The organism is Clostridium sp. UBA5988 (assembly GCF_002435615.1).
Lineage (GTDB): Bacteria > Bacillota > Clostridia > Clostridiales > Clostridiaceae > Clostridium_J > Clostridium_J sulfidigenes.
In genome coordinates, this window is sequence record NZ_DJBA01000009.1 from 81,503 (window position 1) to 97,257 (window position 15,755).

Annotated in this window: 13 protein-coding genes; all 13 read right to left on the minus strand. The window is 27.2% G+C overall.

Annotated features, from left to right (window positions below):
- Positions 1-78: 78 nt before the first annotated feature.
- Positions 79-1,602 carry a histidine ammonia-lyase gene (gene hutH, locus B3J31_RS00845; RefSeq protein ID WP_346866715.1) on the minus strand — a complete coding sequence of 508 codons (1,524 nt, stop codon included), beginning with the start codon at positions 1,600-1,602 and terminating at the stop codon, positions 79-81.
- Between the two features lie 286 nt (positions 1,603-1,888).
- Positions 1,889-2,773, minus strand: a complete 885-nt coding sequence (locus tag B3J31_RS00850) for an EamA family transporter (RefSeq protein ID WP_150844480.1) — start codon at positions 2,771-2,773, stop codon at positions 1,889-1,891.
- A 200-nt stretch (positions 2,774-2,973) separates the two neighbouring features.
- Positions 2,974-3,627 (minus strand): exopolysaccharide biosynthesis polyprenyl glycosylphosphotransferase, encoded by a 654-nt coding sequence (locus tag B3J31_RS00855; RefSeq protein WP_150844506.1) that lies wholly within the window; start codon positions 3,625-3,627, stop codon positions 2,974-2,976.
- A 231-nt stretch (positions 3,628-3,858) separates the two neighbouring features.
- Positions 3,859-5,028 (minus strand): DegT/DnrJ/EryC1/StrS aminotransferase family protein, encoded by a 1,170-nt coding sequence (locus B3J31_RS00860; protein WP_346866716.1) that lies wholly within the window; start codon positions 5,026-5,028, stop codon positions 3,859-3,861.
- Positions 5,029-5,039: 11 nt separating this feature from the next.
- Entirely contained in the window at positions 5,040-6,068 is a 1,029-nt protein-coding gene (locus tag B3J31_RS00865) for a glycosyltransferase family 2 protein (protein WP_346866717.1), read from the minus strand.
- Between the two features lie 157 nt (positions 6,069-6,225).
- A complete protein-coding gene (locus tag B3J31_RS00870) occupies positions 6,226-7,308 on the minus strand; it encodes a glycosyltransferase (protein WP_150844483.1) in 1,083 nt (360 codons plus the stop codon).
- 16 nt (positions 7,309-7,324) lie between these two features.
- Positions 7,325-8,434: a glycosyltransferase family 1 protein gene (locus B3J31_RS00875; protein ID WP_346866718.1), complete on the minus strand. Its 1,110-nt coding sequence runs from the start codon at positions 8,432-8,434 to the stop codon at positions 7,325-7,327.
- Positions 8,435-8,508: 74 nt separating this feature from the next.
- Complete coding sequence (locus B3J31_RS00880) at positions 8,509-9,861, minus strand: O-antigen polymerase (RefSeq protein WP_346866719.1); 1,353 nt, start codon at positions 9,859-9,861, stop codon at positions 8,509-8,511.
- A 14-nt stretch (positions 9,862-9,875) separates the two neighbouring features.
- Positions 9,876-10,973: a leucine-rich repeat domain-containing protein gene (locus tag B3J31_RS00885; protein ID WP_346866720.1), complete on the minus strand. Its 1,098-nt coding sequence runs from the start codon at positions 10,971-10,973 to the stop codon at positions 9,876-9,878.
- 13 nt (positions 10,974-10,986) lie between these two features.
- Positions 10,987-12,276 (minus strand): polysaccharide biosynthesis C-terminal domain-containing protein, encoded by a 1,290-nt coding sequence (locus B3J31_RS00890; RefSeq protein ID WP_346866721.1) that lies wholly within the window; start codon positions 12,274-12,276, stop codon positions 10,987-10,989.
- Positions 12,277-12,289: 13 nt separating this feature from the next.
- Positions 12,290-13,390: a Gfo/Idh/MocA family oxidoreductase gene (locus B3J31_RS00895; protein WP_346866722.1), complete on the minus strand. Its 1,101-nt coding sequence runs from the start codon at positions 13,388-13,390 to the stop codon at positions 12,290-12,292.
- Complete coding sequence (locus B3J31_RS00900) at positions 13,383-14,522, minus strand: glycosyltransferase family 4 protein (RefSeq protein ID WP_346866723.1); 1,140 nt, start codon at positions 14,520-14,522, stop codon at positions 13,383-13,385. The genes B3J31_RS00895 and B3J31_RS00900 overlap by 8 nt, the downstream gene beginning before the upstream one ends.
- 24 nt (positions 14,523-14,546) lie before the next feature.
- A complete protein-coding gene (locus tag B3J31_RS00905) occupies positions 14,547-15,746 on the minus strand; it encodes a glycosyltransferase (RefSeq protein ID WP_346866724.1) in 1,200 nt (399 codons plus the stop codon).
- Between the last annotated feature and the right edge of the window lie 9 nt (positions 15,747-15,755).

Genomic DNA, 15,755 nt, shown 5'->3' on the forward strand with positions numbered 1-15,755 from the left:
CCTATATTTATAGATATTGGTATCAACTTTTATTTTAAAATTACAATATACTAATTCTTTAAAATTTTTAAGGTTGCATTAATAATTAACCTTAACTACTTCTTCAACTTTATTAGCTAGATCTCCACTACGAAGAAGATCTGTAACCTTATCTATCTCTTTATACATAACTACATCATTTTCTATAAAGTTAACTGCATTTCTAACTGATTCATAGGCAACTTTAGTACCTTTACCTAAGGTATAATCCTCTCTAAAATCAATAGCTTGACATGCTGCTAAAATTTCAGTAGCTACTACTCTCTCTGCATTTCTTATTATATCCCTTGCCTTTCTAGCTGCTATTGTACCCATGCTAACATGATCTTCTTGGTTTGCAGAAGAAGGTATTGAATCAACACTAGCAGGGTGAGCAAGGATTTTATTTTCAGAAACTAAAGCTGCTGCTGCATATTGAGTTATCATAAATCCAGAATTTAAGCCACCATGTTTAACAAGAAAAGCTGGAAGATCATTTAATTGATAGTTAATTAATCTTTCAAGTCTTCTTTCAGATACATTGGCAATTTCACTCATAGCTATACCTAAGAAGTCAAAAGTTACTGCCATAGGTTGACCATGGAAGTTTCCTCCTGAAATAACGTCTCCTTCCTCTGTTACTATTGGGTTATCTGTTACTGAATTAATCTCTATTTCTACTTTATGTTTTGCATAATTTAATGCATCCTTAGAAGCTCCATGAATTTGTGGTATACATCTTAAGGTATATGCATCCTGTACTCTAATTTCCCCTTGAGATGTCACAAGAGAACTTCCATCTACTAAAGCTAATATGTTCTTTGCTGTTTCAATTTGCCCTTCATGAGGACGTATGTTATGAGTTCTTAAATCAAAAGCATCTCTTATTCCTCTTAGTGCTTCTACTGTTAATGCAGCAGCTATATCGCCACTCTTAATTAAGTTTATTCCATCCCATAAAGCCAATGCTCCAACAGCAGTCATAACTTGAGTACCGTTAATTAATGCAAGACCTTCTTTAGCTATTAATTGAACTACTTCTATACCAGCTTTATTCATAGCTTCTCTACCACTTATTATTTTACCCTGATACTCAGCTTCTCCTTCTCCTAACATTGGTAATACCATATGAGATAATGGTGCTAAATCACCAGATGCTCCTAAAGACCCTTTCTCCGGTATTACTGGATGAACTCCCTTATTTAGCATATCCACCAAGGTTTGTAGTGTTGATAATCTTATTCCTGAGTATCCTTTGGATAAAGCATTAGCTCTAAGCAAAATTATTGTTCTCACTATATCTGTATCAAGGCTGTTTCCAAAGCCACAAGCATGAGATATAATTAAATTCCTTTGAAGAGTTTTGCAATCTTCACCTGATATAGATACATCAGAAAATTTTCCAAACCCTGTAGTTATTCCGTAGACTACTCTATCTTCTTCAACAATTTTATCTACAATTCCTCTAGACTTTTCTACTCTTTTTATGGCTTCTTCACTAAGCTCAACTTGATAATTATTTCTAGCCACATTTACTATGTCTTCAAGTCTTAAGTCATTTCCATTGATTATTACTTTATTCATTAATATCTCCCCTTTACAATATACTTACCTCTATAATTACTATTCTTTATAAAATCAAAATAACCTTTTAATTACTTCGTCGGAATATTATGAATATTTTTAATGTATTATCATTTTAACTTACTAAAGAATTAGTTATTCAGCTAAAAAAAGTGTTAAAACAGTATTATTCTTATATATTGTATAAATAAATAAATTTATACTATTTAATATTATATATATATTTTTTTATAATGTTAAAAGACTGTATCAGAATAGTTTTGCAAATTACACTGATACAGTCTTCCTAATTCCTAATAGTATCCTTAGCCAATTCAATCATAGCTAAGATAATAATAGTACTTCCAATTATTATTTTAAAAGACATAGATTCTCCTAAAATAATGACTCCTAAAACTAAAGAAACTATAGGCTCTAAAGCACTAAAAATAGCTGAATTAGTCGGTCCTATTAACTTTACTCCTTTTAAGAATGCCATTAAAGCAACAACGGTAGATATAAATGCAATCAACAATATAGATATAATTCCATAAAAATTGATTGGATTATTGAAACTATTAGTAACAATTCCTGTAGTACTTCCAACTATTGCTGAAATAATAGATATATAGAATGTCATAACATAACTATCTATATTTTTAACTTTATCATTAGAAGCGCCTAGAACGTATATAGCATAACATAATGCAGATAACAACACCAATACTACTCCAATAGTATTAATGCTTCCAACCTTAATATCTAACATTATAAATACACCTATAGTAGTTACCATCAAATATAAAAACTTTTTTAATTTAAACTTTTCTTTGTATATTATTATGGATAAAATCATAACCATTAAAGGATATGTATGTAATATCATTCCTGCTATACCTACATCTATATAATTATAGGATGTAAATAATAGTATAGATGTCATAGAATATCCTATAACTCCCATAAATAATATAAGTTTTATTTGTTCTTTACTTACCCTAAGTGAAAGTTTTTTAGTTTTTATATATATAAACAGTATTATTGATGCAAAAGTAAACCTTAGGGCTAAGGTATTTATCGCATTTGCACCACCCTTATATGCAAGCTTTGCTAAAATTGGCATTATTCCAAAGGCTATAGATGCTATTGCAATATAAAAAATTCCCTTAATTTTATTGCTACTCTTGTCCATGATTTTACCCCTCCCCTACTAAATCAACATGTATATTAAAATTTTAATATATATGAAAGGTACATCACAAATTAATTCTATATTAATTTATAGTTATCATTATTATAGCTGTGTTCGTGCTATTGTTCTTTATAACTACATCTGTTTTCTTTTAGTATATAACCTTGTATAACCCTAAAATAATTATTTCTATTCTATCTTTAAAAAGCTCCCTCTCTCTTAAATACTTTAAAAAAAGTAGTAAATAATATTTTTATATCGTACCAAATAGAAAAGTTACATATATAAGTTAAATCATAGTAAATAGTTTTTCCTAATTCTATTTCTCCTCTTCCACTAACTTGTGCAAGTCCTGTTATTCCAGGTAATACTAATAATCTTTGATAATAGTTTTCTGGATAATATTTTACAACTTCAGGTATTTCAGGTCTTGGTCCAACTAAGCTCATATGTCCAAATAAAACATTAAATAGTTGTGGTATTTCATCAAGGCTTGTGTTTCTCAAAAAACTACCTACTTTTGTGATTCTATTATCACTCTTACTCTGAAATACAAAGTTATCCATATTAGTTGGGTCTATTTGTAATTCTCTCTTACTTTCAGCTGATACCACCATAGTTCTGAATTTATATATGGTGAAATTTCTTCTATCTTTTCCTACTCTAACTTGCTTAAATAATACTGGTCCCTTACTATCTAGTTTTATTGCTAAAGCAATAACTAAATATATTGGAAGTAATATCACTATACCTATAAAAGATAATATAATGTCAAAAATTCTTTTTACTCCAAATTGAATTTTTTTATCCTCTATTTTTTCCTTTATATCTATTACTATATTATTCTCCAAAATAATTCCTCCTTGTACGAACACAAAATTATTATATCATTTATTTCATAAAAAAAATATTTTTAAATTATTATGAATTTATTATTACATATCTATATTATGTGAATTTGTAATATAAATATATATATTTATGACTATATTTCATACAAATTTAACTATTTTTCATCTCTTTTGTTAAATTATAAATTAAAAGATCTAATTCCATATAAAAACTAGATCCTTTAACTTTTATATTTATTTGTGGTAATTACTTATAATATGTGTAACTGCATTAATTACATCTTGAACATCTTCATCTGTCATCTTTGGATACAATGGTAATGAAAGTATAGTATCAAAGTAACTTTCAGCTACTGGGAAATCCCCTTCCTTATAACCAAAATTCTCTCTATAATAGCTCATTAAATGCACTGGTATAAAATGAACACTGGTACCTATGTTAGCTTCTCCCATAAGTTCTATAAACTTATCTCTATCAATTGTAAGTTTATCAAGCTCTAGTCTTACTACATAAAGATGCCAAGAATGAGTAGTATAATCTGCTTCTGGTGGAAGTTTAATTCCATCAAGTGTAGAAAAGCCTTCTTTATATTTCTTTACAATCTCTTTCCTTCTATCTTGCATTGCAGATAATTTATTCATTTGTGTCTTAGCAAGAGCTGCTTGAATGTCGAACATATTATACTTATGACCAGGATATTCTATATCATATCTCCAAGCTCCACCTTTTCCATATCTATTCCATGCAGCTTTGCTCATACCATGAGTTGACATTACTCTTGCTTTTTCAGCTATGTCTTCGCTGTTAGTTGTAAGCATTCCACCTTCACCTGTACATATATTTTTAGTTGCATAGAAACTAAAGGATGCACAATCACCTTTTTTACCTATTAGATCACCCTTATAAAAAGTATCAATTGCATGAGCTGCATCTTCTGATACGAAAAGATCATATTTTTCTGCTATAGCTCTAATTTTATCCATATCACAAGCATGACCTGTATAATGTACTGGAACTATAGCAGTAGTTTTATCTGTTATCTTCTCTTCTATCTTATTTACATCTATACAAAATGTTTCTGGATCTACATCTACAAATACAGGAGTTGCTCCTACATGAATTATTGTATTAGCTGTAGCTGCAAAAGTAATTGGAGTTGTTATAACTTCATCTCCTGGTTTAACTCCTCCAGCTATCAAAGCAATATGTAATGCAGCTGTAGCAGAATTCATAGCAACAGCATATTTAGCACCTGTATATTCTGCAAATCTCTTTTCAAATTCTATAGTTCTTGGTCCCTTAGCTACCCAGCCTGATTTTAATGTTTCTACAACCTCATTTATATCTTCATCATCAATTAGCGGCACTGCATAAGGTAAAAAAGTTTCTCTTTTTTTATACATATAAATTCTCCTTATCTTGACATTTCTGTATTTTTACTTATCTTTTTCTTTGATTTAAGTAAATAAAAATGTATCAGTCCTTCTAAAAATCCAATTCCATAACTAATATGTAATATAGGAAATATTATGGATATATATTTGAACAATTTTCTTTTTTGTTTTGTAATCTTAAAGGATTCAAATAAATCACTTATTATGTATATTCCTAATACACTCATCCATATATAGAATATTGGCTTAAATAATATACTTAATAAAATTCCTAAAACATTTCCTAATACAAACATCATAGGAATTAAATGTCTTATTGATGCAGTTTTACCATGCTTCTGCATAACTCTAACTTTCCAAAATCCATATTGATAATATTGTTTCCATAATTTTTTTAAAGAGCCTCTGCTATAGTAAACTGATTTAATACAAGGTGATAATAATATTTTATATCCATTTTTTATCACCCTAAAATTTAATTCATCATCTTGATTTCTAACTAATTCCTCATCAAAATATCCTATTTCATTCAATACTTCTTTCCTGTAACCTCCAAAAGCTACGGTATCAACAAATACTTCATGTTGAGCATATCTAAAAAGTGCATTTCCAACTCCAAAAGGCGAGCTCATAGCAAGGGATATTGCTTGCCCAACTTCATTCTCACTTACTGTTTCTATTGGACCACCTACACAACCTATTCCCATATCTTTATACAATAACTTTACATTGTTCTCTACAAATTTTTCATCAGCATAAGCATGGGATCCAAAAATTATAATTATGTTAGAATTACTGTGTTTTATCCCACAATTCATACCTTTAGGTGCAGTCAATTCTTTATTATCTATTAATTTTACATTGTCATAATTACTTTCATACTTTTTTATTATTTCTCTACTTCCATCTATAGACATACCATCACATATCAATATTTCATACAAATTTTTTGGATAAGTTTGTTTTAAAAACGAATCAATACACTTTCCAATATACTTTTTTTCATTTCTACAGGGTATTACTACAGAAACTGTTTTAGTAAATTCCATACTTTCACGTCCTAAATAATTAATTTATTATATAATTCTCTTTAATTTTCTATTTATATCTGATGAGGTAAAACCTTTCTCTTTTTCTAAGTAAAATAATATCTCTTTTAATATATTACTATGCTAATCTATGCTTTAACTAAAATATTAATCTATACTATCTACGTTTTAAAGTACTAGTATATATATTATTTACATTATTAAAATTATCTAATACATTATAATTTTCAACAACAAATTTTCTTCCATACTCTCCCATTGTTCTTCTTAACTCTTTATTTAGTATTAATTTTTCAATAGCATTTTTTAATTGACTCACATTTTTTGTTTCAACAACTATGCTACTATTGTTAGGACTCGTAGCTTCTGGCAATCCTCCCGTATTAGTTACGATAGTAGGCGTTCCACAAGCTTGAGCTTCTACTGCTGAAACTCCAAAACTTTCAAATAAAGAAGGTATTACTGCGATATCGAATTTATTAAAATTTTCTACAACTTTTTTTTGATCAATATATCCTAAAAACTTTACTCTATCCTCTATATTTAATTCTTTACACAGTTTTTTCAAGCTTTCTTCTAAGGGTCCTCTTCCAGCCAATTGAAGCTCTATATTATCATATTTATGGCATAATTCACCAAAAGCTCTAATCAAATACTCTATACCATATTTAATATCAAAAGTTTTTATTGCACCTATTATAACTTTTTCTTTCTCTTTGTATCTACTATCAAATGGTTTAAATATATTAATATCAACTCCAAATGGAGTAATTTGTATATCTTTATATGTATATTTTTTAGTCTCCTCTGCCATAGCTTTACTAGTAGACAAAATTATATCTGCCCTTGATAAGTTTTTCTCTAAGAACTTTTGACATATTATATTTTTCTTTGGAAATTCATAAACATCACTTCCCCATACAGATATAATATAGGGATGAAATCCAGTTAATCCACCTAGAAAACCATAGCTAGTAGCATAATGAGCATGTAGAATATCTGGTTTAATTTTTTCCACTAATTTTCTAACCTTAGCAATAAACTTAAAATACTCAACTTTATATAATAAACTTTCTTTTTCTACTTTTTCTGAGTCAATATTAAAGCTATGAACTGTTACTCCAGGTATATCTCCATTATTTAAGGATATTACATGAATATCATATCCTAGATCTTTAAAAAAAGAACACCATTTCTTAGTATGTACACTATTTGCATCAGATAAATAACAAATTCTCATATTTACTCCTTCTATCTTAAGTCTGCTTTTGGTATAAACTATTAATAACTGCGCTTGCTCTTGCTTTCCATGTATTTTTATTGTAAGCAACCTCTAAATTTTTTAACTTACCATTATACTCTATAAGATAATTTTTTTCTAAATAATTTAATATGCTTTTTATACTTTCAAAATTATAATCAGTAGTGTATCCTATTCCATTATTAATTATAAACTTTCCACAAGCAGTATTATTAATACCTAATATAGGCTTTCTATAAGATATATATGAAAATAACTTCATTGGCATGGCAAACTCCCAATATGCTGTGGGCTCTATTACCAAAGAAAAAATATCTGCATTCAATGCTTTCTTGTCAAGTTCATTTCCACTTTTATGAATTACACGTATTCTATTATTTAAATATTGTTGATAATATTCTTTGTTTGCTTCCCAATCATCAGGTCTACAGCATATATCTAATTCAAATTTTTCATTCTCATAGATAGCCTTAACTATCATCTCTATGTTGTATAATTCTTTACTTAATCCACCTACATATAGTAATTTTATAGATGAATCTTTTTTTAGATCTCTATTATCTGATAATTTTTGTTCACACCCTGAAGGTAATGGTATTACAGGTTTCTTTAAATTTAAAGGAATATATTTTTCCATTTCTTCCGATGGCAAATATAACACATCAATAACATTTCTATATTTAATTAAATCATAATAGTAAAATGTATATGCAACCATTTTCTTCATAAATGGAACACTCTTTTTATATTGGTCAAATCTCCAATGTATATCTCTATAGAATACTCCTATTTTTATATTATGCTTCTTGCAAAATTTAAGAAATCCAAAATCTAAAAAAGGATGAGTAGGTAAATGGTGTGACTCTGTAAGTAAAGTAGGTTCTGTAGAACTTTCCATATAAACAAAATCATACTTTTCACCATTCCTTATTTCAGTCTTTATTCTATTTATTATATTTTTTCTTTCTTTACCATTTCCTTCTATAATGGATACTTCGTAGCCTGCATCTTCAAACCCTTTAATTATATTAACTGGTCTTATATTAGATGCACTTGGATGATCCCTATTAATTTTGAATGGATAGTATATTATACATTTATTCATATATAAATCCTGCTTTCCAAATATATCATAAATTTTCTTTTTAATTATATACCAATAATTATATTTTAATACAACTAATTCAAACTCTTATTGTTAATAAATTTATATAAGTACTTACTTGAATAATTGATAAATACAAATAATAATATTATAAGTATTATATTAGAGCTATATATAAAATCAAAGAATCCTCCTTGAGTAGCATAAGCTAAATCACTTGTTAATATAGCAAACAATGCTACACTCAAAGCACTTTTTCTTATTTTTTTTGCAAATATATAGTATATTAATCCAAATAATATTCCCATATAAGCAATACTAGTTAAGACCCCTATAACTCCAAAATTAGCATATGCCTCTCCAATAAAAAATGCATTCATAACTCCTGCAATTCCATCAAATACATTTCTTGAACCATAAAATGCCATAACAATCTTAGCTGACCTTATATGTGGCAAATTTAATCCAAGTAAACTGGTAATTGTTCCACTCATACTTCTTCCCATAAGAAATGGAAAGGAATTAGGAAATAAATCAAAATGATAAATTAATGTTCCTACTTGAGTAAAAATCACCCTACTTATTGGACCATCATGTATAGATAGCGTTAAAACATATCCTGTTACTTTATACATTAATGCAATAATACCTGATAATCCACCTACCACAATATACATATATAATCTTTTTATACCATTATTAATTAAAATATATAATATAATAAATGTGAATAAATAAAATACTACAGGTGTTTTTGCAAAGTTATATGTCTTTACAATAAGTGATGATCCAAATAAAACAATAAATAATACTATCCATCTTGTTTTTTTTGTAGTTATTGCATACGCAAATGATATATATGATACAACTGGTATAAATGACAATATGAGTATATTCTTTACATACTGATTTATTATAACTGTATTAGAAATTATAATTCTTTCTGTTTTAAAATTAAACCCAGCTTCTGCATGTAAAAGTTTTATAAGGGGAATATATCCAATTTTAATAAGTAATAATATCATCATTAAAACACATACACTTGCTATTAATAGTACAATATAAAAGATAATTTTTTCATGGTCAACTTGTGTATCTTTTTCTAAATAACCATTATAAACTTCTTCCATATCAACTCTTAGTAATTTATGTGTAGCTATAATCATCAATGGCAATAAAATTGCAGTAAGAAATACAAAGAAAAAAGTAGTATTTATTGTTTTCTCATGTAATATATAGTTCATTGTATAGTGTTTCCTATCACCTAAAAAAACTAAACTAGCACCAATATAAGTTTGTAACACAAATAAATAAAATGTGTATGAAATTATATTAAGTTTTCTTATACTTAAAGTTCCAGCTGCTTTTTTAAATAAGTAGGTACTTAATGTTAGTCCAAATGCAACTAATAATATCTTTAAAATCATATAATTTTCTTCCTTTACTTAGTATCATTATATATGCTATTTACAAAAAACTCTTTTGTTTTAGTATCAGCATTTCTAAACCTTGTCTTCATTTCCATTATTTGCATTCTATCTACTTCATCATCTAAATAAAATTCATTCATACTTTTTAAATCCGCTAACATAGCAACATCTGTAACTTCTGTAAATCTAAGATTAATTTTCTGTAGATTCTCTAAGTCTCTAATTGAATTTAAATTATCAACATCATTATATGAAATATTTAATTCTTGAAGATTATAATTATCTTTAATAAACTCCAAATTTCTAATATTATTGTATGAAAGCTCCAATATATTCAAATCAGTAATAGCTTTTAATGAATTGATATTTTCAATTCCATTTCTATTAGCTTTTAACTCTATAAGATTTACTAAATTCTCCACTCCTGCAAAATCAACCATATAATTGTAAGAAACATCTAAATTAATCAAACTAATAATCTTAGTTAATGGTTTTATATCATTAACTCTATTGCTTCCTAAATTCAATATTTTTAAGTTATTTAAACCTACTAATGAATCTGTATTTCTTATATTATTCTTCATTAAATTTAGTGAAACAATTCCATTTAAATCTTCTAATGGTGTAATATTTTTTATATTGTTACCAGCTAAATTTAATTCAACTAGATTTTTTAAAGCACTTAAAGAACTAATATCCTCTATTTTATTATAACTTAAATCTAAGTTTTTTATATAAGATAAGTCTTTTATATATTCTATATTACTAATTTCATTTAAACTCAAATCTAGATTCTTAAGGGATGTAAAATTTTCTATCCCTTTAATACTTTTTATTTCTTTATCTTTTAAATTTAATTCTTTAATAGAATTTACATCAACGTCATAAATTTCACCTATATATTTTTTTATCTCCTTGCGCACAGCCATTTCAAATTTTTTATCTTCGATTTTTATAACTTCAGCATTCTTATATTTTTTTATATTGATTTTACTATTTTTAGCAATATTAATTCCTATACTTGATAATAATATTACACAAATAATAATAATACCTACCATGTAAATTAGCTTTTTATTATTTTTTATATAATCTAAAACTTTATTCATAAAACCTCCATCATTATTTAAATATTTTGTTTTTCATTTCTTTTATTGAATTAATTTCTTCTTTATTAAATAAGAATAACCCTTCAAATGTAAAATTTTCTTTTTTGATAAATATAATAACATACACTATACCATACACTGCATAAGAAATACTTGAAGCAATGGCAGCACCGTTTATTCCCATTACAGGTATTAAACATGCATTAAATACAACATTAACCACAAAAACTACAAATGTTATGTATAAATGAACTTTTGGTTTGCCTGAGCTTTGAAAATATGAAGAAGAAACCCTACCTATAGATGCAAATAAAATTCCTATGAATAGTATTATAGTTGGAGTTTTTGCTTCTCTAAATGCTTCTCCATACACAATTGGAATAAGTGTGGTACAAAACATTCCTATTATCATTAATATTAGTGTAATATAAAATGTAACTTTTATAGTATTACTTGTAAGCCTCTTACGTTCATTTTCGTTACTATTACTCATATTATAAAGTCTTCCCAATATGGCACTGGATACACTACTTGGAATCATAAATAACAACTCTGCTAATGATACAGCTGTAGAGTAAATTCCAAGTTGTGATTTCCCAAGCATAAAATCTATAAAAAATTGATCAATTTTATAGTTCATGAATATAAATAGAGTAGCTAAATATATTGTTAATCCAAATTTAAATTCTTTCTTGATTAATATTCTATTTAAAACAAATTTGAAATTAACTTTTAAATTTTTAATTAAAAATATAGAATTAAATATTACTGGAAATGAAATAATCAATAAATAAGTATATAAATTTAAAGCATTTGTAATCCATAATATAATTATTGTACCTAATTTCAATATATTTGAATTTAAATTGATTTTATTTACTTCGACTATTCTTTCATCTGCAATATAAAAAGTTGATAAGAACTCAGTTATCATTGTGAATGTTAGAATACATACACCTAATATAACCATAAAATAACTATATTGAGGAAATATAAGCCCTAATCCTTTTCCTAATATTATGGTCAGAGACATAATTAAACATATAATTGTTGTGTATGTAAAATTACTATTAAGCACCTCTAAACTTGTATATTCAGTTTTCTTACTAAAGTATGGAGTAGCATATGTTATTCCAAAATGTCCATATTGACCTATTGTTTGAAAAAACAATAAAAATGATACAGATATACCTTTTCCCTCTGTTCCCAATACTCTAGAAACTATAATACTAACTAAAAAAGCTAATACTGATATACTAATTTGGGTAAGAAAATTACTCGCTATATTTTTTTTATATCCCACAGTGAACCCTCACTTACTTGTTTTTCATTTCCTTCATATCCATAGTTGAAAAATCTCCTAATGGAAACTTAACAGGCATTCCTGTTGCTGTAGACTTGTAAGCAGCTAATATTATTTCTAGAGGTTTTTTAGCTTCTTCTCCACTTACTAGTGGCTGTCTATCTTCTATTATAGAGTCTACTACATCTTTAAATAATAAAGTATGTCCAAATCCATAAACACTATCTGGATCTGCTTCCTGTGCTGACAAAACTTCCTCTTCACTTTCCTCTGAACCTTCAATTCTCCAAGTTTCAATTTTGTTTACTGCAAGACCACCTATGCAAACAGCTGCCTTTTCACCAAAAATACTTAATGTTTCCTCTAAATTTGTAGGATACACACAAGCACTTCCTTCTATTATTCCTATAGATCCATTTTTAAATCTTATTAGTATAGCTCCAAAATCTTCAGCTTCAATATCTCTTAAGAAAGTATCACATTGAGCATATACTGTATCAACATCTGAGCACATCATCCATTGTAGTAAATCTATATTATGGATACATTGATTCATTAATGTTCCACCATCAAGTTCATAAGTCCCTCTCCAAGGAGCTTGCTCATAATATCCCATGTTTCTATTCCAAAGTATTCTTGCTGTACCATTAACCATCTTACCAAAATTATTTGCTTCAACTTCACTTCTTAGTTTTTGAATAGCAGTATTAAATCTATTTTGATGTGATACACATAATTTAACATTATTTTCTTTAGCACAAGCTATCATTTCATCAGCATCTTTAATCGATAACGCCATTGGTTTTTCAACTATAACATGGATATGTTTTTTCATACAATTTATAGCGATTTCTGGATGATATCCACTTTCAGTTGCTATATACACTATATCTATATCTTCTTTTTCTAACATTTCTTTATAATCTTTATATGTATTTACTATTGCATCCTTACCTAATTTTTTAATATATTCATCTTTTTTCGCAGTTGCCTTTTCTTCAACAGGGTCACAAGTTGCTACTAGTTTTAATGTTTCTTTATTATTTACTATTGCCTCTATTCCCTTATAGGATATCCTTCCACACCCAATAACAGCTACATTAAAATTATTCATTACTAATTCCTCCTAAAACTTTATATATATTTATAAGCTTTTCTTCTTCTTGTTTCCAATTAAATTCTTCTGAAATAGCCTTTATCCCATTATCACCCATACACTTAATTAAATCTTCATCCATGAGTAATTTTGCTATATTTTCAGCGATATCAACCTCATCTAGAGGGTTTATTACAATACCCGAATTATATGCTGTTATATATCTCTTTATAGGAGGCATATAACTTCCTATTACGGGAATACCACAACTCATGTATTCAAATTGCTTTGTAGGAATATTTTTAAAATATTTAGGTTCAGGTAATAGTGGAACAAGTCCTATTTTTGATTTATACATATATTCTCTCACTATATCATGATCTACTCTGCCAGTAAAAATAATATTACTTTCTAAGTCATTTTCACTGATATATTTCATTAATATATCCTTACATTTAGCATACCCAAAAGGTCCTACAAATACCATCTTTATATTTTCATACTTAGGATTGCTTTTTAAAATTTTAATTGCCTTTAATATTTGTAGAGCACCTCGCTCTATTGTTATTCCACCTTGATATATAATATCATATTCTTTTTTTATTAAATCATTTTTTATAGCATTAAATTGAGTGTAATTATGTATCACTTCAACACTCTCACTAATGTTATTAAACCTATCTTTAACAGCTTCATCAGCTGTAATTATAAAATCAAACTTTTTTGATATAAAAAGTTCACTCTTATCTACCATAAGTGTGGTTAATGCTCGTATAGGTTTGGGTACCTTCTTTGACATCCTAACCATATCTGGATAATGTTCATGAACATCATAAATTATTTTTGAATTTGGTAATTTTCTTCTTATCCTTAGTGCTTTATATATAATTTCAAAATCATGGAAATGATATATATCTGCTCTTTCTTCTATGGCCTTTTCAATTATTAAATCTAAAATAAAAAATCTTCCTTTTAAATCTTTTGGTTTAGGTATACCTTTTATTTTTATTCCTGAAACTATCTCAAATTCCTTATCATAAGGACCTATTATAGTAATATCATCACATATCTTTTTAAGAGAATTTGCTTGCTTATAGAATATTCTTGAATCAAAAGGACTATGCCCCGTGGTTAGTATACATATTTTCATGCTATATATTCCACCTCTTCTCTTTTACTTACACGCCTCTAAATATTTTTCTTTTAGACTTATAGCACTTCTCTTCCAAGTAAATTTAGTCATAACCTTTTTCTTAGCTAATAATGCCATATGCTCTCTTTTGTCCTCATTATTTATTATATACTCCATCTTTACTACTAAATCTTCTACATCTCTTGGATTCACTAATAATCCATCTAAGTTATCTTCAATTACATCCTCTATGCCTTGACCTTTACAACCAATGACAACTTTCTCTTGAGCCATTGCTTCAATATATACTACACCAAATCCCTCTTTGTAACTTGGAAGAACGAAAAAGTAACATTGATTCATATATTGCATTAATTTTTTATGAGGTATCTTACCTTTAAAAATTACCTTATCCTCAACGCCTCTATTCCTAGCAAGCTCTTTTAAATTTTCTCTTTCTTGTCCTTGTCCAACAATGACTAAAACTAAATCTTCATATTTTCCATGAATTTTAGCAAAAGCCTCTATAATATAATTAATTCCTTTAGTCTCAATAAGATTTCCTGCTGTCAAAATATATTTCTTATTCTTAAATTCTTCTTGTATTTGCTCATTTTTATCAACTAAAATATCTTTTCCATTTACTCCATTAGGAATTACCACATAGTTTTTTCCCGACTTAGAATATTTAAGTGCATCATTCTTTAGCTTATTACTTACAAAAATACACTTATATGAAGCTTCTAAAACTTTCATTACATTATCCCTACATGCCTTGCTAAAGTTAACCGTATAGTTCATATCTTGACCATGAATAGTTACAAACAACGGTTTATTATAAGACTTATTTAATAACATAGCTCCATATCCATCTGGCAAAGCTACATGAGCATGAATTATATCAAACTTAAAATTCTCATATATCTTTTCTACTGTCTTTTTTATTCCTTTATAAATTCTATTTCCATCTGATTTAAAATCTATATTTCTAGGTAAAAATATAGCTCTTGGATAATATACTTCTATTCCATCCCAAACAGCTTTCTTGGGGATATTATAATATCCCTTATATTTATCTGAAACTAATGATAATAAAAATGGTGTATATGGCACCGGTGATACAACCTTCACATTTATATCTGGAAATTCTTCTAGCATTGCTTCAACTTGCTTATGTATAAATATACCATTATTTTCATTAAAACTATTAGGATACATATGTGATATTATCAATACATTCATAAGTAATTC

Excerpts from the sequence above, each read along its gene's own strand:
- hutH (WP_346866715.1), bottom strand. The coding sequence starts at position 1,602 with ATGAATAAAGTAATAATCAATGGAAATGACTTAAGACTTGAAGACATA.
- B3J31_RS00850 (WP_150844480.1), bottom strand. The coding sequence starts at position 2,773 with ATGGACAAGAGTAGCAATAAAATTAAGGGAATTTTTTATATTGCAATA.
- B3J31_RS00860 (WP_346866716.1), bottom strand. The coding sequence starts at position 5,028 with ATGTATAAAAAAAGAGAAACTTTTTTACCTTATGCAGTGCCGCTAATT.
- B3J31_RS00865 (WP_346866717.1), bottom strand. The coding sequence starts at position 6,068 with ATGGAATTTACTAAAACAGTTTCTGTAGTAATACCCTGTAGAAATGAA.
- B3J31_RS00870 (WP_150844483.1), bottom strand. The coding sequence starts at position 7,308 with ATGAGAATTTGTTATTTATCTGATGCAAATAGTGTACATACTAAGAAA.
- B3J31_RS00875 (WP_346866718.1), bottom strand. The coding sequence starts at position 8,434 with ATGAATAAATGTATAATATACTATCCATTCAAAATTAATAGGGATCAT.
- B3J31_RS00880 (WP_346866719.1), bottom strand. The coding sequence starts at position 9,861 with ATGATTTTAAAGATATTATTAGTTGCATTTGGACTAACATTAAGTACC.
- B3J31_RS00885 (WP_346866720.1), bottom strand. The coding sequence starts at position 10,973 with ATGAATAAAGTTTTAGATTATATAAAAAATAATAAAAAGCTAATTTAC.
- B3J31_RS00895 (WP_346866722.1), bottom strand. The coding sequence starts at position 13,390 with ATGAATAATTTTAATGTAGCTGTTATTGGGTGTGGAAGGATATCCTAT.
- B3J31_RS00900 (WP_346866723.1), bottom strand. The coding sequence starts at position 14,522 with ATGAAAATATGTATACTAACCACGGGGCATAGTCCTTTTGATTCAAGA.
- B3J31_RS00905 (WP_346866724.1), bottom strand. The coding sequence starts at position 15,746 with ATGAATGTATTGATAATATCACATATGTATCCTAATAGTTTTAATGAA.